This is a genomic window from Chelatococcus sp. HY11 (assembly GCF_018398335.1).
Lineage (GTDB): Bacteria > Pseudomonadota > Alphaproteobacteria > Rhizobiales > Beijerinckiaceae > Chelatococcus.
In genome coordinates, this window is sequence record NZ_JAHBRX010000001.1 from 3020470 (window position 1) to 3039945 (window position 19476).

Consider the following 19476-nt stretch of genomic DNA (forward strand, 5'->3'; position numbering starts at 1 on the left):
TGGATGGAGAGTGGGCTGACTGCTCTCGGGTGCGCAAACTGCCTAAGTGTACACTCGTTCAAGAAGTCGAATGCCAGCTACGCTTCGATGCCTGCTGCGCCTTCTGCCGCAGCTATCGCACCTCGATTTCAACGTAGCACGAGGAGCTGGCACCTTAAAGAATGCTGATTCAACAACAGATTGGCGGACAGGCCCAATACAGGCGGTAACAAGTTAGGCGTCAAGATGGCCAGTTTTCAGAATCACTGCTAAGTAACAGAGATCATGCGGGCCTTGAAGATGAGGAAGTAGGGCTTGGTTGACACGAATGTGCTGGCGCCGCTTTCCTTGGCAGACTTCGAGCAGGCGATCGCTTCCAAACCCAACACTCTCGAAGTCCACCTTGATCTGGTGGAGCGCGATATCGAAGTTGAGGGCTGCAAGGTCCACATACACTGCCATTGCTTGAAAGTGGACGCAGATGGGCGCGTGAGTCCAATTCGGCTCGCCGAATTCATGCGCTCAGCGGTGATCGACTATGCGATCCCGCACGAGGCGCGCCAGCGCGCCAAGGAGCGAGACAACAGGGAAGGCGGTTCCGCCGCCACGATCGAACTCTACCATCGCGCATTGGGTACGTTCACCGATCTCAAGACCTCTGGCGAAGGCGGCGAACTCCTCCTCTACCTACTCGCCGAACGCTTCCTCAATCTGCCACAGATCCTCTGCAAAATGTCGCTTAAGACAAGTGCGCAGGTGCACTACCACGGGGCAGATGGCGTATACGCCGACGTGGACGAAGACGGAGTGCTGAACCTCTACTGGGGGGAGTCAAAGATCCACGCCGACCCAGCCAAGGCGATTCGAGAATGCCTTAGCTCATTGAAGCCGTTTCTCGACGAGGAAGAGGGAGAGTCGGCCAAGCGCGAACGGGACCTTGTGTTGTTGAGCGAGCGGGCCGATCTCGGAAAGCCGGACCTCAACGCCTCGCTACGCCGGTTCTTCGACCAGACGGATCCGCTCGTGAAGAGGAAGCGATATCGCGCGGTCGCCCTCGTGGGCTTCGACAGCGAAGCCTATCCGACCGCTGGCGCAAAGTGTGGCGCAAATGACATCGTCGATGCGTCAAGGGACGCGCTCAAGAAATGGTCCGAGAACGTCGGGAACCGACTGATCCTCGAGAAACTCACCGACTGCCAGATCGAGTTTCTCTGCCTGCCGCTTCCTAACGCCGAGGCTTTCCGCTTGGCTGTGCTCGACTCCCTGGGACTGGCCAAGTGACCGAGGATGAGCTCATCGAGTGGCTTCTCGCCGAGGGCGTGGCGAGCGATCTCGCACTGTTGTCCAGGGTCAACGCCCTACAGGAACTTGAGAACGTCGAGCCGGTCGAAACCCTTACAAAGGCCCTGAACGCGGTCGACTGGAATCGCCTCCTCCTAGCCGGCAGCATCCTGGCGCGCTCTGAGGCTCGACCGCCGCGTGAGGCGGCTCTCCTGATCGCGACTTCGTCGATGACGTTGGCGCAACGCGGCCCGACACGCGATGCTGCGGCACTGCTATTCGAGCAGCTTTCCAACAAGTTGGCGGTCGGGCTCGCGCAGCGGAGGGGTGAGGTCGGAGTGGATCTCGACGCCCGTCTAGGCGTCGGCGCGCGGCTGGAGCTGACGCGGAACCGCTTAAAGAACTCCGTGGTGCTCGAGGCCGATGGAGGACTCCTGGAGGTAAACGCCTTCCAGCGGTCCTTCTGGACGGGCTCGCAGGACGAACGTGGCTGGATGTCCGCGTCGGCTCCGACCGCGTGCGGGAAGACGTATCTGGTGCTGCAATGGCTGCTGGACCAAATGCGGGCGAAGCGCGCCCGTATGGTGGTATATCTCGCTCCGACCCGCGCGCTCGTCAGCGAGACTGAGACGAACCTTAGGGGCCTGCTGTCAAGCGCAAGCCTCGGCGCCGATCAGATCCGAGTTAGCTCGCTCCCACTTACGGACGAATACTTGGCGATGCGGAACGGCGGACCTCCGCTGGTCGCGGTCTTCACGCAGGAGCGACTGCACCTTTTCGCCAACGCGCTCTCGGACGAGATGGAGATCGACATTCTGATCGTTGACGAGGCTCATAAAATCGGCGACGCGAAGCGTGGCGTGATCCTGCAGGATGCGATTGAGCGCGTGACGCGGGCCAGCCCCAAGGTTCGGGCGGTCTTCATCAGTCCGGCGACACAGAACCCACACACCCTGCTGGACGACGCGCCCCCCTCAGTTGATCGCCGGGTAGTCGACAGCGATGCGCCGACGGTGCTCCAAAACGTGCTATTCGCGGAGCAGGTCAAGCGGAAGACCACCAGGTACGAACTCGCCGTCCGGCACGGCGACGAACCTGAGAGCGTAGGCATTCTCAGCCTGACGGACCGTCCTGTGGGGCTGCGGAAGAGGATAGCCTTCATCGCCGAGGCCCTGACGGGCCACCGGTCGGGCACCTTGATTTACGCCAACGGTGCCGACGAGGCAGAGAAGATCGCGTTCCTGCTGAACCAGCGACCGGTTGGTGGCGAAATCGATCCTGAATTAGCGGCCCTTGCGGATCTCTCGCGGAAGGGGGTCCATCCCGGCTATCTCCTCGCACCCCTCGTTGAGCGCGGTGTCGCATTCCACTACGGCAATATGCCGTCGCTACTGCGATCGGAGATCGAGCGCCTCTTCAAGTCCGGCAAGCTCCGCTTCCTCGTTTGCACCTCGACCCTCATTGAGGGCGTCAACCTTTCTTGCCGGATGATCGTGCTCCGCGGTCCAAGGAAGGGGAATGGCAAGCACATGCTGGCGCACGACTTCTGGAACCTGGCCGGGCGGGCGGGTCGATGGGGTGACGAGTTCCAAGGCAAGATCGTGTGCGTCAATCCTGACGACAAAGAAGCTTGGCCGCACGGCGTTCCCAAGCGCGCGCGTTACGAGATCAAGCGTGAAACGGACCTCGTTATGGAGGCTTCCGACGAGCTGCTCGCCTTTCTGAATAGGCGCGCCGACATGTCGATGGACGAAGTTGGCCGAAGCTCCAAGCTCGAACAGGTCTCGTATTATCTAATATCGACGTTTCTACGCGCAGGCTCCGTCACTGACGCTGCATTTGCGAAGCGGCACGATCCGCGCTTCGTCGCGGAACTGGACAACGCGCTCGCCGAGCTATGCGCGGCCAATCGACTGCCTCCCGCGCTGGTCGCGCGGCATCCGGGCGTGAGTGCTATAGCTATGCAATCCCTCCTCGAGTTCTTCGAGCGGCATTCGGACGAACCCGAGAATCTCGTCCCAGCGGCTACCGAGGATGACGAGGCGATAACCTCCATGATGTTCGTGATGCAGACGATCAATGATCACCTCTATCCGGCCTTTAAGCCGGATGACCTGATCTACGGTCATGCCGTGACTGTTCACCGCTGGCTCCGCGGCTGGTCGCTCGCCCGCATGATTAAGGCACGCATTGAGAATCTCCGAAGGAACGGGAAGGCCGTCGATATCCCGAAGATCTGTCGACAGACGATGGAGATGGTCGAGCAAACCGCGCGGTTCGCCGCACCGAAGTACATCGCCGCCTACGTGGATGTCCTGAGGTTTCACCTGGACGGCATTGGACGTGCTGATCTTCTTCGCGACCGCTTCGACATAGGTCTGGCACTCGAGTTCGGCATTTCTACACAGACGCTGCTCTCGCTAATGGAACTGGGTCTCTCCAGGATGAGCGCCGTCGCGCTGTACGAGGTGATCGCGATGGACGACCTCGACCAAGACGCCTGCCGCAATTGGATGCGCACCAACGGCCACGCCTTGGAAGGTGCGGGAATCCCCTTCATCATCGTGCGGGAGTTGCGAGAGAGGCTGCTCGGCGAGACACCGCCAGCGGCGACCGCGGGAGAGGCGGCAGACTGATCACATGCGTCCCAGCGGTCGGACACGAACGCCTCCCTTGTCCGTAGAATTCTGCTTTCGTAGGCTTGGCAGAGCTATTGGCATGTGAGGCGGACACTAAGCTTCCGATCACTTCACGACCCCGCGCCGCCACGGTAGACGCGGCCAACCAGCATGTTAGTTTCCACACGAGGAGATCGGGATGGGAAAAGCAAGGCGGATAACGCTCACCACGCGGTCGTTTGACAAGGCTGGGGACGCGACGGTGTTCTTCACTGCTATGCTGAACCGGTACAACATCGGTGACCGCGTCAGCGCCGAAGACGCGACCGATCTATCCGCACTACTCGAACGCCACGACGAGGTTGAGGAAAAGGCCGGAACCGGCATCGCAGGCTTCGAGGTCAACATACCGCCGAAAGACGTTCCACAGTTTTCGAAGAGATGCTTTTGGGTGATCAGACGCGATGGTACGAAGATCGATTTCTCGATCGGCCATTGTCTCAAACCGAAACCATACGACTGATCCGCTGGCAGGCACGTCTTATCGACAACCCGCTCGGCGAACTTCGCGCCAAGCCGGCACCGGTCTCCGCTTCTAGGATCCACCAGACGTTACCAGGATGACCGGGTATGGGTCTTAGCGGCACCGTCGAATGATAAACAAAGGTCAGCCCGTCGCTTTTAGCCGCCCGAAGGCCGCTGGTCTCCTCCCGGCCACAAACTACGCCATCCATCGTGCCCCGAGCTAACGGAAGGTTTCGCGTGGCAACGGAAGCACCCCGAACGGCGACAATGGGGTCTGAGCTGACTAGACAAATTTTATCCCATGCCGCAATCGAGGACGGCTGCTTCCAGCCTTGTGCTGCTCAGAAGCCGACCGTCCGGATACGTGAAGAGTTTCGGATGCCGTCAGGCGTACGAAAGTCCCCGAGGAAGGAACCCGCGGGGCACGGGTTGCAGTCTATGGAGATTTCGGTTTTTGGCTGATGTCGGCGGTGTCGCGACCGCTGCCGGGATGCAATCTCTTTGATGTCGGCGGGCCGCTTTGCTGTATGCTTGGATGTAACTGCCGCGACGACGATAGGATGAGCGCGGCCTTTTCGTCGGCGATGACCATGCCAAGGACGTGTGGATGTGTTGCCGGAGATCGAGCGCCTGCGGCTGACTGTTGAGCCATGCCATGCCGGGTCATGGCGGGTACTCCCGGTTCGTTGAGCGCGTGTGCGGCGGCCCGCGCGGTTGCCGCCATCGCTCGAACACCTCTATGACGATCATGCGCCCGCCACAGCAAGAGCATGGCGGGCGGAAGTCGTCAGGCTCCACAGCTTGATCGCTGGCCGGCGTCGGTAGTGCGACGTTTAGCAATTTGCGGGCCAAGGCGAGGTTTGCCTTGCGCGCGCCGCTGGCGAGCAGGCCATAGTGGCGGATACGATGGAAGCCTCGCGGCAACACGTGGAGCAGGAAGCGGCGAATGAACTCGCTGCTGGCCAGCGTCATGACCTGCTGACGGTTGGCTCCGTCGCGGCGATAATCCTTGTAGCGGAAGGTAACGCCGTCATTATCGAAGGCGATCAGACGGCTGTTCGAGATCGCGACCCGATGCGTATAGCGTGAGAGATAGGCGAGAACGGCTTCGGGACCCGCGAACGGGGCCTTGGCATAGACGACCCAGCGCTTGGATCGAACAGGCTTGAGGTGATGCAGGAAGGCGCGCCGATCGCAGAGGTGAGCCATTGATCCGAAGAAGGCCAATCGGCCTGCATCGTGCAGGGCGTTGAGCCGTGTGAGGAACAAGCGGCGGAACAGCCTACCGAGAACGCGTACCGGAAGTAAAAATGCTGGACGCGAGGAGATCCAGCGGCTTCCGTCAAGTGAGATGCCGCCGCCCGGCACGATCATGTGGACATGCGGATGATGTGTCATCGCCGATCCCCAGGTGTGGAGCACGGCGGTGATGCCGATGCGTGCGCCGAGATGTTTTGGATCAGCGGCAATCGTCAGCATGGTCTCGGACGCCGCCTTGAACAGCAGATCGTAGACGACCGCCTTGTTCTGGAAGCCGATGTCGACGACCTCGGCCGGCAGCGTGAAGACGACGTGGAAGTAGCCAATCGGCAAGAGATCGGTCTCGCGCGCGGCGAGCCAGGTCCGCGCAGCAGCGCCCTGGCACTTCGGGCAGTGCCGGTTGCGGCAGGAGTTATAGGCAATCCGCCACTGGCCGCAGTCTTCACAGGCTTCGACATGCCCGCCGAGGGCTGCGGTGCGGCAGTTCTCGATCGCCGACATGACCTTCAACTGGTCGAGGCTTAGATGCCCAGCATGGGCGATCCGATAGACAGGACCAGCAACATGGAAGATATTGGCGACCTCCAGCGAGGCCCGCACGGCTCAGCTGTCGGGCGCAGTCTCTTCCATTTTAAACAAGCCAAGCCGATCGAGCGGACTCGTCACCGAACGCACGGTGCGTGTCGCAACCTTGGTGTAGAGAGCCGTGTTGTTCAGCTTGGCATGACCGAGCAGCACCTGAATGACGCGGATATCGACGCCGTCTTCCAGAAGGTGGGTGGCAAACGAATGACGCAGCGTGTGCAATCCGACCCGCTTGTCGACATCGGCCTTCCTTGCGGCTTCGACCACGACGCGGTGGAGTTGGCGCGTGCTGATAGGCCTCAGCGTGTTGATGCCCGGAAAGAGCCAGCCGTCCCGTCGCATGACGCCCTCCCGGTGGCCAGCTTGCCACCATTGGCGCAAAAGCGCGAGCAGATCTTGTGACAGCATGGCGTTACGCCCACGCCCGCCCTTGCCACGCTCGACCCGCAGGAGCATGAGCTCGCTGTCGACGTCGGCGACCTTGAGCGAAGCGACTTCCGATACGCGTAGGCCCGAGCCATAGGCAACGGCAAGCGCGGCTTGGTGCTTGAGACAGGTCGTGGCGTCGAGCAGACGTGTCACTTCCTCACGGCTGAGCACGACCGGCAATTTGCGCGGATGCGCCAGCCGAACAAGGCGGCGGGCAAGATCAGGGCGATCAACCGTGATATTGAAGAAGAACCGCAGCGCCGACACAACGCTGTTCATTGTCGGCACCGGGACGCCCTCGCTTTGCTGCCATATCTGGAAGCGGCGCAGATCATCCGCCGACGCCGTATCGGGAGACCGCCCGAGAAAGCGAGGCAATAGCCATCGAGACCTCCTTTTGCGCCAACGGCGCTGGTTGATCTCGACTTCTCCTCCTCTGGGATTTTGTCCCTCGGGTGCAGCCGTGGAACTCCCACGGTTTCTGCAACGCTCGGTCCAGCGACGGCAGTGCGGCCCGGAACCCTAGTTGCCACTCGGTCGATGCTGGAACCTTAGTCGATTTGACCGGCAACGATCAAGCACGGTCGCGAAAACCGAAAAACGTTCACCACCTAGCGCGACAGATTTTCCGTCAGAAACTCGGCTGCACTCCGGTGAGCTAAGCCAGCGTTGTGCGTTCCCGACCTCAAGAAAAAGTCGTGCGCCCCGCCCTTGTAAACATCAAGGGTAACAGGCCCGCCAAGCTGCTGCGCCTTCCGTTGCAGCTCCCGGCCGATCGATAAGGGAAAAGTCTCATCGGCGCTTCCCCAAATCAGAAGAAGGGGTGGCAACGAGCGGACAGGTTGCGAATAGCCGTTCGGGAAGCCGCCGTCGACCAGCACCAAGGCGTCGATGTCGTCCTGCCCGTCCGAGGCCGCTGAAGCGATCTGGGCACCAAGAGAGATTCCGAGAACACCGACCTTGCCGCCGTGGCGCGATTGATCTTTCAGATAGGTGGCGACGCCTAGGACGGCAGAGGTCCAATCAGGCAACCGCTGCCTAGAGTAGGCGAAACGCGCTCGCGCGCTCCCCGCTGTGGCGATGGCGTCAAGGTCGGCCTCCGACAGGGCATGAACGAGGTAGGCATTCAAACCTGCGGCCTGAAACGTCTTCCCGATCTCTTCGTAAACCGGTGACCCGAAACCCCTGCTGCCGCTCAGGATTAGAACGGCCGGGCAGATTGAGGCCCTGCAATCCCCGAAGCTCTCGACCAGAACCCCGCCGCTCAATGTCGGCACAGTGAATTGCTGTCGAGACGATTGAGCACTAGTCGCTGCTGAAAATAGGGATATTGCAAGAACTGCGACGGTAATTCTGAATAAGTGCATCAACCTGTCCGTATGCTTGCAAGAGATTGGCGACGGCTTCAACCATCATCGCGTCACGCTTACGGGACGTCGTTCATACAAACAAGCGGCCGCAGAGGGTCGGAAGCAGAACCCGCGAGTGACCGTCGATTTCCCAGCTCCGAGTTAGACGCTGGCGGTCCTGACCGCGCTGCGCCGCGCGGTACCTTTGCTCCATTCCGTGATTTCACCTCGGCCGTCGGAGCTACAGGCCGATCGGCAACGCCGATCAAAGGTGGTCGAGCGCTGGACCTAGGGCGAAGCCGAAGCGATGTCTTTCAGCAGATCGATGAACGCGCTGGTTCTGATGCCACGTGGATTCTGTTTGAGATCGACGGTTTGGACCACCACCAGCCGCTTCGCGGATACGACGGCAATGATCTGGCCACCATAACCCGAGGCATAGAATGCGTCTGGCCCCCAGGTGTCAGCGGGAAGCGTCCACCACATGTAGCCATAGCCCTGGCGTAGTCGCTTCGCCCAGGAATGCGGAGACGTCGATTCTTTGACCCAGGAAGCAGGAATGACCTGGCGGTCGCCCCAGCGTCCACCGTTCAGGAACAACGGACCGAAGCGTGCCGCATCGCGGGCGCTGAGCCGGAAGGGATAGGCTGGGTGTTCGGACAACGCCTCCAAGGCGTAGCGGCCGTCCCTGACCGAGAAATCCTCCATGCCGATAGATCGTCCCAAGCGCATTGAAATCCCAGTTGTTATAGAACCAGAACGATCCCGGCGCGTGCCTTCCGCGCTCCGGTCGTTTGCGCCTGATAGCTGCTGTCTAATGAGCTGCGGGATGATAGATGCCGGAACGCGCCATCAAGAGATCACGGACCGTTGCCGTCTTCTCGCTCGCGGTCAGGCGCGGCGGAATGTCGTCGATGCCAAGGTCCGCCAAGCGGGCCGGCAGATCGATCCGGCCCTCGGCAACCGCGATGCCGTAAAGCGCACTCAGGAGGCTCTTCCGAACCGAAGCTACATTCACTTTGCGGGAAGTATCGCCCCATCGGGCGATGACCCGTCCGTTGTGCACGATAATGAGGGCTGCCGGCTTGAGAGCGGCCGAATGAAGCCGGATGGCTTCGAGCTTGTCCGCAGACCAGCCCACCGTCGCCGGATCGACGTCCTGCCACGGCTGCGCGCTCGCAGCTGCCGTGCCAAAGATGCCGATGACCAGCAGCACCACGAATCGCATCTTGAACATTGTGCCCTCGCTTCTGTGCTGAGGAAAAGAAGCAAAAGACGGCGGTTTTCCGGCGTGTCGCTGGGATACCGTGAAGATCCTTCGCATTCGAGCGCAAATAGAGCTTAATCAGCTGAACTGAAGACTGCGGTTCAGTCGGACCACACAAGCTCTTGGCAGATTAATTTTGAAAGCGGGTTTACTGTCGATCGCGGTGCTGGGAAAGCGTGACGAGCCTAGCTTCCACCCGCGCGTAGCTCATCCAGACGGTCGGCCCACCACGCCATCATCCTCACGCGCTCATCCCAATGCTCGCCCCGAGCATAGGCGCGCCGGACGCTGTTCTCCTCGACATGCGCAAGCTGCCTCTCAATGGCATCGGGATGCCAATAGCCGCTCTCGTTGAGCATGGAACTGGCACTCGCGCGAAACCCGTGCGAGGTCATCTCTTCCTTGGTGAAGCCCAAACGGCGTAATGCGGCATTCAATGTGTTTTCCGACATCGGACGCAGGACCGAGCGGATCGAGGGAAAGACAAAGGTGCCATGGCCGGTGAGTTGCTGCACGTCCTTGAGAATGGCAACGGCTTGCTTGGACAATGGCACCCGATGAGGACGGCGCATCTTCATCCGAGCTTCCGGAACGATCCAAACCCCCTCGTCCAGATTGAACTCGGACCAGTGGGCCGCTCTCAACTCGCCGGGCCGCGGAAAGAGCAGCGCCAAGAGCTTCAACGCGGCTGTCGTGGTGGCCTGCCCCTCGAAGCCATCAATCGCCCGCAAGAGCGCCCCAAAGGCCTTTGGATCGGTCAAGGCGGCCCAGGATTTCGTCTGTGGTGCGGTTAGGGCGCCCCGCAATGCGAAGGTTGGATCATTATCCGCACGCGCGGTGGCAACGGCATAGCGGAACACGCTGCCGATGGTGGAGCGCAACCTCCTCGCGCTCTCATACCGGCCACGCACTTCGACGCGCCGTAAGGTCTCTAGAATTTCGGGAGCGGTAATCTCGCGGATTGGTCGCCGGCCCAAAGACGGGGTAGCTAACCCCAGAAGCCAACTCACCTTCTCTACGGTCGGCGCTGCCCTCCCCTCGCGGATCAGCTTGGCTTTATATTCCTCAGCGATTTTACCAAATGTCTCGTCGCCACCGGCACGTTTGGCGATCTTTGTCAGCTTAACCTTCAGGCCTGGATCTTCGCCTGCTGCCAGCACCTGCTTTGCCGCGTCGCGTGCCCGTCGCGCATCGGCCAAGCTCACGGCCGGATAAGCTCCGAAACTCAGCAGCTTCTGTTTGCCCATATAGCGGTAGGACATCCGCCACAGCTTGGCGCCTGAAGCTGCGACAAACAGGTGCAGCCCCTCACTGTCTGAAATTTTCTGCGGGTGTTGGGACGGCTTGATTCGTCGGATGGCAACGTCAGTGAGCGGCATGGCTGTTGGTATCGCTGCGAGGCGGTTTTGAAACTACCAACAAAAATACCAACAATTTCGCTGGATACCAACACATCCAACCGGACAGACCTGGATACACGCCTCACGCAAATCCATTGTTTCTCAACGGATTCAGGACAAAACCAGACTGAAATGGATGGAGAAATGGTGCCGCGGAAGGGATTCGAACCCCCGACCCTCGCATTACGAATGCGATGCTCTACCAGCTGAGCTACCGCGGCGTTGATACTCACTCTTGGCTGGCGCTCTCATATCCGCATTGGGGGCGTTTTGGCAAGATCCTCTTTGCCACACTCTGCACGTCCGCCTGATTTAACCTGTCTATCGACGGCTCCGCCGCCTTGACGGGGGGAGATGGGGCATCGACGGGCCGGACAGTGCAGCGGTCTGAAGCCCCGACACTCCCTCCATCTAGAGGCGGCTCATGAACGGATGACGCTCACCAGCCTGGGGGTCATCGCGCGATATATCCTCCGTGCCGGGATCGTCCGGGGGACGGGCAACGGGGAAGACCACCGGCCCGGCAGCACGCTTCGCGGGAGCTTCCGCCTTTCCCCCTGATAGGCGGGCGCCAGCCGGCTTGGTGTCTGAAGCACTGGCGTCTGAAGCCCTGGCGTCTGACATCTGGGTATCAGTAGCCTTGGCGTCGGGCGTCACGGCGTGGAAAGCCTCGCCGTTCCGTTCCCCGGGCGACGGCGCGGGGGATTGCGCGGCATCGCGTGGTCCCGCCGGTTTCGCCAGCGGTTCCGATGGGACGGAGGCCGTGGCCACCGGAGCCGGAACAGCGGCGGGCGGCGGATCGGCCGGTTGCGGAGAGGCGGAAGGCGCGGGGCCAGGAGCGGCCGTTTCCGGTGAGGACGCGGGAGGCGCCGCTTTGCTATCCGGCTCCTCATCAGGCGCGGAGGGCAAAAACACCGTCCGCTCATCGCCGTCGGCAATCACTGCGTCGGCGTCGTTGTGAATACGTCCATGGGCGAGCTGCTCGGCCGGCGCCACCCACTGGAAGGCGTCGAGGCGTCCGGAGACCGGCGAAACCGGCTCCCAATGATCCGAGCTGACACCATCCGCCATCCAGGTGGCGTCACGCGGCGCCCGCGCGGCCTTGCCGAGCCATTGCCGGAGCGCCGCGGAAACACCGTGCTCAGCCTCCTCGATATCCGCCATCAGAAGGCAGGCCCGCACAGTCGGGCGCTCGGCCAGGAGCGGCGCAAGCGCCTGCTTGGCCCTGGCATATTCATGGGCGGCGATCGCGGCTTCGGCCACGGCGAGCGTCGCTTCAGGATGGCGCGGCTTGAGCCTGGCAAGAGTCTCGGCGCGCGCAAGGCGGTCGTGGGTCGAATCGCCGTGGCGCAGATCGAGATAGGCGGCCGCGATGTCGGGATGCGGCTCGATCTTCCAGTTGGCCTCCAGAACCTTTGCCGCCTTGCGTAGCTTGCCGCCGGCAGCGAGCAGCCGGCCAGCCAGGGCTGAGGCCGGCACGAGATCCGGCGCGAGCTTCACCGCCGTCTGCGCGGCCGCCAGCGCGGCTTCGGGCTCCTTGTCCGCCCGGTCGAGCGCATCGGCCGTCAACAATACGGCGCGCTGGCGCTTGGCTGTCGCCTTGTCGATGGAACGGAGTGCGACGCGCTGCTCAAGCTTGGCGAGCGCCCCACGCCAATCCCGCTCCGCCGACTGGAATTCGAGCATGGCCTCGCTGGCCCAGGCGACGCCCGGTGCGAGTTCGACAGCCTTGGTGACATAGGCGCGCGCGGCAACGGCATCGCCCTTACGCCGCGCCTCGACGAACAGCCCGCGCAGGCCCAGAACCCGCGTCTCGGCATCGTCGAGCATGTCGGTGAAGGTGGCCTCAGCGCCCGTGCGATCGCCCGAGATCTGAGCGGCCTGAGCCTTGAGGAGCATGGTGAGGGGCTCCCGCCCCAGCCAGCGCTCCGCATCGCTGGCATGGCGCCGGGCGGCCAGCGGATCACCAGCTCCGACGGCGACCATCCCACGCGACACCGCCACGTAACCCCGATTGCGTCGCCGCGCCCGCGAGGCAAAGCTCATGACGCTCGGAAGCCGCAGGACGAGGCGCAGCAGCGACCACAGGCACACCAGCAGGAAGGCGAGAGCGAGCACGGCCGCCAGCAGCACCGCGACCGATGTCTCGATGCGGTAGCCTTGCCATATCACCGCGACCTCGCCGGGACGATCGGCAAGCCATGAAGCGCCGAGGGCGACGAGCGCGAGCAATGCGAGGAAAGCGAGGACCCTGATCATGGCCGCGCCCCCGTGCTAGCGCCGGCGGCTTCCCCTGCGAGGGCGGTGACGGTCTCGTCGGAGAGCGCCTGAGCCGCGCCTTCCGTCGCCACGCGGCGCTCCAGCGCCACGCCCCAGGTCGCGGATGTCTTGCGGGCGCTCTCCGGCAAGGCCCGCCAGGCCGTCAGCGCCGCTGCGCCATCGCCACGCGCCAGAGCCGCATCCACCGCGGCCACGCCGTCCGTGACCGCGTTGCCACCGACGGTGCGAATACGAACGAGGCGGTTGATGCTGGCCAGCGCGCGGCTGGTGAAATCCTCGGGCTGAGCCTCCTGCGGCTGAACCAGTTGATCGCCCAGATCCGTGAACATGGCACGCAACGCGGACAGGCTCTGCAGATTGGCGCCAGACGCCTGGCGCAAGGCCGCGAGCTTTTGCTCTGGAACGCCGAGGGCCGCCAACCGGTCGACCGTCTGAGAGAAAGGCTCGCCACGCCGGATCCGGCCGAGCAGATCCTCGGCGACGACAGCCTGCGCGGCCAAGGTCGCCACGCGGCTCGCACGGGTTGAAGCATCCGATGTAACCGCCGCCAGGCGCGCGGGATCCAGACGCTCGATCGCACCCTCAAGGGCGTTGAGCCTCTGTTCCTGCGCCTGCAGGGCCTGCGGCGGCACGGCCGGTTGCGCGGGAGACGGCGCAGGCGCCTTCTCGAGTGCTGCGGCGCGGCTCGCGGCCGTATCCGCCGTGCGGCTTGCCGCGGCGATATCGCGCCCGAGCCCGGCCACTTGCTCCGATAGTCCCTGGACGCGTCCCGCAAGCGCCGTCACGTCATCCTGCGGAACAGCAGCGGGCAACGCGGCGACCCGGCGCTCCAGCGCGACGAGACGCGTGGCGGTTTCATCGATCGGCGTCGAAGTCGGCATCAGCAGGAAGCTGACAAGCCCCCCCGCGATAGCGCCCGCGACAGCAGCAAACGCCAGCGCCTTCACGGAGACGGAAGGGTCGGGCCTGGGCTGAGGCCCCGAGGGCGGAGGCGGGGTAGTTCCGGGTGGATCCGAGACGATGCCCGATGGCGGGAGGCCCGAGGCCGCCGCGCGCAGGCGGTTGGCGCCATCATCGTTCATATCGGCTGCGGCCGTTTGATCCATGCTGTCCTTTTCCCTGCCCGCGCCTTCATTGCCCGCGCCTTCATTCGGCCGTTCCATGAAGCCCTCGGTTCCGCTGCTCTCACCGGCTGGACGAGCAGGTTCCTGCTCGGCCACTGAGGGGCTCGGCGCGGCTTCGATGGAATCATCTTGCATCGCTGGCCGGCGCGCGTCCGATGCGGCAACATCGCCCACCCCATCCTCGGGTTTGAGCGCCTGATCCCTCTCAGGATCGGGAGCGGGCGAGGCGGTCAGATCCAGTGTCGTGGGATTGCGCCGCAGCTTGCCCCGTCCCGGCTTGGGCGGAGGGGTCATGGCCGTGTCATCGGTCATTCTGGCTGCTCCCCGTGAATCAATGCGCCTCGCTGTCGGTTCATCCCTGCGTCATACCACCTGTGCGGCGCCGGTGGCGAGCCTCAAGCCTCATCCAATGCCGCGAACAGAGCCTCTTCCCTTGGCGCCGTCGCCACCACGATGTGTCGCGCGCCGGCCCTGCGCAATGGCTCCGCCACATCAAGCGACAGGCACACCTGTCTGGCTGCGAAAAAAGGTCGCCCAAGACCGGTGCGATCCACAAGCGCGAGCGCGACCTCGGCGCTCCTGCGCGAGTAATGGAGAACAGCACCGATCCGTTCCATGCGAAGGGCCTCCACCGCCTCACTGGTCAGGCTTTCAACGGGCGCCGCCGCGTAGACGATCCAGCTGACCGGCGTCAGCCCGGCATCCGCCAGCAGCGCCATCGTATCGGCCTTGTGATCACGTCCCTGGAGAACAAGGGCGCGCCCACCTGCCGGAAAGCGCCGACGGGCGAGCGCCGCCATGGCGATGCGATCGCCGTCGGCGCTTTCCACATCCGTGAAGCCGCGCGCCCGCGCCACCTCCGCCGTGCGCTCTCCCACCGCGATGACGGGAATGTCGCGAATCGCATCGTCCGCCACAATGACGAAACTGTTCGCGCTGCCCACGACGATCGCCGCGAAAGGCCCCTCCGGCCGCGGCGTATCGAGGGGGACGATGCGGGTTGCCGGCGCGAGTACCGCTTCGTGCCCCAGCACGGCAAGTCGCGCTGCCGTGCGCTCAGCAGCGGACTTGGGCCGAAAAACAAGAATACGCATGGCAGCCTCTCGTCATCCACGCAGGAGATCGGGGCCAGCCTCATTGATGACCGCACGCCCCGCGTCCTCGCCGAGAGCGGCCGCATCCCCGGCGGCACCCTCACGCGCGACAGCGACGGAGCGGCTGCCATCGGGCGCGAGCAGCAACCCCCGAAAACGCAGGCGCCCGCCGTTCACGGTCGCATGCCCGGCTATCGGCGTGCGGCAGGAGCCGTCGAGGACCTTGAGGAAAGCGCGTTCAGCGGCGAGGGCGATGCCGGTGTCATGATCAGCAATACTGGCCGCGGCGGCGAGGACCGCCGTGTCGTCCGCCCGCGCCACGAGCGCGATAGCACCCTGCCCGACAGCAGGCAGAAACGCGTCCGTATCGAGAATGGCTGTCGCGACATCCGCCTTGCCAAGCCGCTTCAGCCCGGCGAGAGCAAGGAGAGTGGCGTCGACCCGGCCCTCGTCGAGGCGCGCGAGCCTTGTCGCGACATTGCCGCGCAGCAGCGTGACCTTGAGATCGGGCCGGGCACGCAGGATCTGCGCCTGCCGCCGCAGAGAGGCGCTGCCGACGACCGCGCCAGCCGGCAGGCTCATCAGGCTGTCCGCGCGGCGGCTTATGAAGACGTCACGCACGTCCTCGCGCGGGAGATATCCCGCGACGACGAGGCCCTCGGGCAGTTCCGTCGGCAGATCCTTGGCGGAATGCACGGTCAGGTCGGCCGAGCCGGCGAAAAGCGCGGCGTCGAGCTCCTTGGTGAAAAGCCCCTTGCCGCCGGCCTCGGACAGGGCGCGATCCTGGATCTTGTCACCCGTGGTGGTCAGCGGCAGCAACGGCAAGGCTTCCGGCGCAAGGCCGACCGTCGCGGCAAGCCGCGCCCGCGTCTCCTCGGCCTGTGCGAGGGCAAGCGGGCTGGCGCGCGTTCCGATGATCATGCGCTCGGGAAAAATGATCGACACTGCAACGCACTCCATGGGCACTGACCATACGAGGCCAGGCAGACTCTAGATGGCAGACTTTAGATGGCGAAGGATCGCCGCTCGGACTATAGGTTGTTCCAGAACAATTCCGAAACAACGTCGCGGGAGACCCGGCCCGCTCTGGTGACCATGCGTATACTCGGTTTGGAGACCACTTGCGATGAGACGGCGGCGGCCGTCGTCTCCTGTGATGGCGACGGGCGCGGCCATATCCTCGCCAATGAAGTCCTCAGCCAGATCGCCGAGCACGCCGCCTACGGTGGCGTGGTGCCGGAAATCGCCGCGCGCGCCCATGTGGAGGCGCTCGATCTCCTGGTGGCACGGGCTTTGGCGCGGGCCGGCCTCGAACTCTCGGACATGGACGGCATCGCGGCAGCGGCGGGCCCCGGCCTTATCGGCGGGGTCATCGTCGGCCTGACGGCCGCGAAGGCGCTGGCGCTCGTCGCGGGCAAGCCCCTCATCGCCGTCAACCATCTGGAAGGCCACGCGCTCACTGCCCGGCTGACCGATTCGGTCGGCTTTCCCTATCTGCTGCTCCTTGCCTCGGGCGGCCACACCCAGCTCGTCTGCGTCCGCGGCGTGGGCGACTATGTCAGGCTGGGCACGACCGTCGACGACGCCATTGGCGAGGCCTTCGACAAAACGGCGAAAATGCTCGGCCTGCCCTATCCCGGCGGGCCGGAAGTCGAGAAGGAAGCCACCCGCGGGGATCCCGAGCGCTTTAATCTGCCACGGCCGATGCTGCGGCGGGATGTGCCGGATTTCTCCCTCTCGGGACTGAAGACCGCGGTTCGCCTTGAGGCGGAGCGCATCGCGCCGCTCAGCGCCACCGACGTCGCCGATCTCTGCGCCTCGTTCCAGGCCGCTGTCGTTGATGTCATCGTGGACCGCAGCCGGGTCGCCCTGCGGGCCTTCCACGCCGCGGCGGGAAACCCGACCGCTCTCGTCGTGGCCGGCGGCGTCGCCGCCAACCAGATGATAAGGGCCGCGTTGCAGCGCTTCGCGGTGGAGGCGGGGCTGCGCCTTGTCACCCCGCCGCCGGCATTGTGCACCGACAATGCAGCGATGATCGCCTGGGCCGGCCTCGAACGGCTCAGGCTTGATCTCACCGATGATCTCACCGCGCCGGCCCGCGCCCGCTGGCCCCTCGATACCATGCGGGCCTGAGCGAGGTCTGGTCCGATCGATTTGACGCAATTCGATGCGGAAAGCCGTTGCACGTTTTCCCCGGAATTGCTCCCATGACCTTTCTTTTCGAAGCCTGTACCCCTATCGAGCCCCTGCCCCTATCGAGCCCCTGCCGTCATCAAGGAAGCGATCCATGGCCGATGCCTCGTCCACAATTGAGTACGTCGTCAAACCGCCCGCGCTTCCGACCCTGCCCGTGAAGGGAACCGATGCGCGCTTCCCTGTGCGGCGCATCTATTGTGTTGGCCGCAACTTCGCCGCTCATGCCATCGAGATGGGCCATGATCCGAACAAGGAGCCGCCATTCTTCTTCCAGAAGAACCCGGACAACGTGCTTCTCCCCGACACGGGCTTTCCCTATCCGCCACAGTCCAACGACGTGCATTTCGAGATCGAGATGGTCGTGGCGCTGGGAGCGGGCGGCCGTGACATTCCCGTGGAGCGGGCGCTCGAGCTCGTCTTCGGCTATGCCGTCGGCCTCGACATGACCCGGCGCGACCTGCAGGGCAAGGCCAAGGATCTCGGCCGGCCGTGGGAGGTCGGGAAGGCCTTCGAGCATTCCGCGCCCTGCGGCCCCATTGTCCCGTCCTCGCTCATCGGCCATCCCGCCGCGGGCGCCATCTGGCTCGACGTCAATGGCGAGCGTCGCCAGACCGGCGATCTCAACCAGATGATCTGGAAGGTACCGGAAGCGATCGCCTATCTCTCGGGCCTGTTCACGCTCGCTCCCGGCGACCTCATCTTCTCCGGCACGCCGGCTGGTGTCGGCGCGATCAAGCCCGGAGACGTGATGAAGGGGCATGTGGACGGCGTCGGTGACATCGAGGTGAAGGTCGTCTGACGGTCCCGCAATCGAAGAAAGGCGGAGTGATCAAGCCTTCACCTGCGATGGAAAGTCCAACACGTTATTAGCCTGGGGGTAGACGCGATTTCGTCCACCCCGCTTGGCCTCATAAAGCATCTTGTCGGCGCGACGCATGAGTTCGTGCAGATACTCCCCGCTCTGCCGCGTGGCGATACCGAAACTCGCCGTCACGCGCGGACGCCCCGGCAGGGTATCGAAGCGGCGCGCCTCGAGATTGCACCGCACCCTCTCCGCGAAAGCCCCGGCGCCCTCGATATCGGCATCGGGCAGCAGAATCGCGAATTCTTCTCCACCAATGCGACCTGCGACATCTTCCGCGCGCATTTCTGTCGCAAGGAGATCGGCAAACTCCCGAATGACGCGGTCACCGGCGGCATGGCCGTGGGTGTCGTTGACGGCCTTGAAGAGATCAATGTCACAGTAGACCATGCTGACAGGGCTGCGCCCTTTCCCAGCAAGCATGGCGTCCGCACGCTCCTCAAACCCACGACGATTGAGAAGGCCCGTCATGAGGTCGGTGCTGCCGTCCTTCTTCAGATCGTCGATGATATCGAGAACCACGGCCGTCAACACAGCGAGCGCAATACCGACGATAACGATAACGAGAGAGAAGTTGAGCCACAGCCAGAAGATCGAACGTCCAAAATCGCGCGGGAGGAGGCCGCGATCGAACACTTCAAGGGCGAGGATGGTTCGAGGAAAGAACTGAATGCCAGACGCGACAAGGACCCAGAAAAGGATACGATCCGCCGCTCCGAAGTTGCCAGCGCGTCTCAGGCGATAAGCCGCCACAAGAAACAGGATGCCAAAACCGAAATTAAGAATATAAACCCTCATGTAAACACTATTTACCACATGATAGAAGTATAATATTGATACCATCATAGAAAAAATTATACCCGGCAGCAGAAAATATCCGAATCTTATTTTCCTACGAATGAAAATTCCAAGAAATAGTAATACTATACTAAGTGAATAAAAAATGGCGGGAAACGCGGTATTAAGGCCGATGCTTTCTGGAAGCCTGAAAACCTGAACAATGTATCCCGCGATGTAAAGCAATGCCGCGCCGAAAACATAAAGGATATAGCGTCGCGCCCGCTGGTTAAGCCAGATCACGAAGAAAATTGACGCGAAAACGGATGCAATTATCGGATTTAATAGACTCAGAAACCATACCCCGCTCATAGCGTAACCTGCCAGCTCCCCCGAACATTGCTGTTTTAGGCGAAAGGAGCGCATGTGGCCAGACCAATGATCCCAGGT

16 protein-coding genes and 1 tRNA gene are annotated in these 19476 nt (G+C 62.9%); 5 read left to right on the plus strand and 12 right to left on the minus strand.

Annotation, left to right across the window (positions count from 1 at the left end; translation table 11 throughout):
* Positions 1-294 precede the first annotated feature (294 nt).
* From KIO74_RS13825 to KIO74_RS13835, 3 genes are all read left to right on the plus strand, one after another.
* Entirely contained in the window at positions 295-1260 is a 966-nt protein-coding gene (locus KIO74_RS13825) for a HamA C-terminal domain-containing protein (RefSeq protein ID WP_249730981.1), read from the plus strand.
* Positions 1261-1598: 338 nt separating this feature from the next.
* Positions 1599-3896, plus strand: coding sequence for a DEAD/DEAH box helicase (locus KIO74_RS13830; protein WP_291980305.1), 2298 nt, complete (start codon positions 1599-1601; stop codon positions 3894-3896).
* Between the two features lie 181 nt (positions 3897-4077).
* On the plus strand, positions 4078-4401 hold the full coding sequence (locus KIO74_RS13835) for a DCL family protein (RefSeq protein WP_213332526.1): 324 nt from the start codon (positions 4078-4080) through the stop codon (positions 4399-4401).
* A 665-nt stretch (positions 4402-5066) separates the two neighbouring features.
* On the opposite strand, the gene KIO74_RS13840 is transcribed toward KIO74_RS13835, so the two are convergent.
* The 11 genes from KIO74_RS13840 to hemC all read right to left on the minus strand — a co-directional run bounded on the left by KIO74_RS13840 (position 5067) and on the right by hemC (position 16112).
* Positions 5067-6263 (minus strand): IS91 family transposase, encoded by a 1197-nt coding sequence (locus KIO74_RS13840; RefSeq protein WP_213332527.1) that lies wholly within the window; start codon positions 6261-6263, stop codon positions 5067-5069.
* Positions 6264-6266: 3 nt separating this feature from the next.
* Positions 6267-6956 (minus strand): tyrosine-type recombinase/integrase, encoded by a 690-nt coding sequence (locus KIO74_RS13845; RefSeq protein WP_249730982.1) that lies wholly within the window; start codon positions 6954-6956, stop codon positions 6267-6269.
* Positions 6957-7288: 332 nt separating this feature from the next.
* Positions 7289-7954, minus strand: coding sequence for a dienelactone hydrolase family protein (locus tag KIO74_RS13850; RefSeq protein WP_291980277.1), 666 nt, complete (start codon positions 7952-7954; stop codon positions 7289-7291).
* 360 nt (positions 7955-8314) lie between these two features.
* Positions 8315-8752 (minus strand): serine hydrolase domain-containing protein, encoded by a 438-nt coding sequence (locus tag KIO74_RS31770; RefSeq protein WP_249730983.1) that lies wholly within the window; start codon positions 8750-8752, stop codon positions 8315-8317.
* 88 nt (positions 8753-8840) lie between these two features.
* Positions 8841-9263 (minus strand): serine hydrolase, encoded by a 423-nt coding sequence (locus KIO74_RS31775; protein ID WP_249730984.1) that lies wholly within the window; start codon positions 9261-9263, stop codon positions 8841-8843.
* A gap of 215 nt (positions 9264-9478) precedes the next feature.
* Positions 9479-10672, minus strand: a complete 1194-nt coding sequence (locus KIO74_RS13860) for a tyrosine-type recombinase/integrase (protein WP_213332529.1) — start codon at positions 10670-10672, stop codon at positions 9479-9481.
* 166 nt (positions 10673-10838) lie between these two features.
* A tRNA-Thr gene (locus KIO74_RS13865) sits at positions 10839-10914 on the minus strand.
* Between the two features lie 190 nt (positions 10915-11104).
* A complete protein-coding gene (locus KIO74_RS13870) occupies positions 11105-12952 on the minus strand; it encodes a heme biosynthesis protein HemY (protein WP_213332530.1) in 1848 nt (615 codons plus the stop codon).
* Positions 12949-14409 carry a COG4223 family protein gene (locus KIO74_RS13875; RefSeq protein WP_213332531.1) on the minus strand — a complete coding sequence of 487 codons (1461 nt, stop codon included), beginning with the start codon at positions 14407-14409 and terminating at the stop codon, positions 12949-12951. The genes KIO74_RS13870 and KIO74_RS13875 overlap by 4 nt, the downstream gene beginning before the upstream one ends.
* A gap of 83 nt (positions 14410-14492) precedes the next feature.
* Complete coding sequence (locus tag KIO74_RS13880; RefSeq protein WP_213332532.1) at positions 14493-15191, minus strand: uroporphyrinogen-III synthase; 699 nt, start codon at positions 15189-15191, stop codon at positions 14493-14495.
* A gap of 12 nt (positions 15192-15203) precedes the next feature.
* Positions 15204-16112 (minus strand): hydroxymethylbilane synthase, encoded by a 909-nt coding sequence (hemC, locus tag KIO74_RS13885; protein ID WP_213335224.1) that lies wholly within the window; start codon positions 16110-16112, stop codon positions 15204-15206.
* Positions 16113-16286: 174 nt separating this feature from the next.
* Between hemC and tsaD the strand changes: the two genes are divergently transcribed.
* Complete coding sequence (gene tsaD / locus KIO74_RS13890; protein WP_213335238.1) at positions 16287-17324, plus strand: tRNA (adenosine(37)-N6)-threonylcarbamoyltransferase complex transferase subunit TsaD; 1038 nt, start codon at positions 16287-16289, stop codon at positions 17322-17324.
* Positions 17325-17478: 154 nt separating this feature from the next.
* Complete coding sequence (locus KIO74_RS13895) at positions 17479-18186, plus strand: fumarylacetoacetate hydrolase family protein (protein WP_213332533.1); 708 nt, start codon at positions 17479-17481, stop codon at positions 18184-18186.
* A 30-nt stretch (positions 18187-18216) separates the two neighbouring features.
* Here KIO74_RS13895 and KIO74_RS13900 read toward each other — a convergent pair whose 3' ends face one another.
* Entirely contained in the window at positions 18217-19398 is a 1182-nt protein-coding gene (locus tag KIO74_RS13900; RefSeq protein WP_213332534.1) for a GGDEF domain-containing protein, read from the minus strand.
* Positions 19399-19476 lie beyond the last annotated feature (78 nt).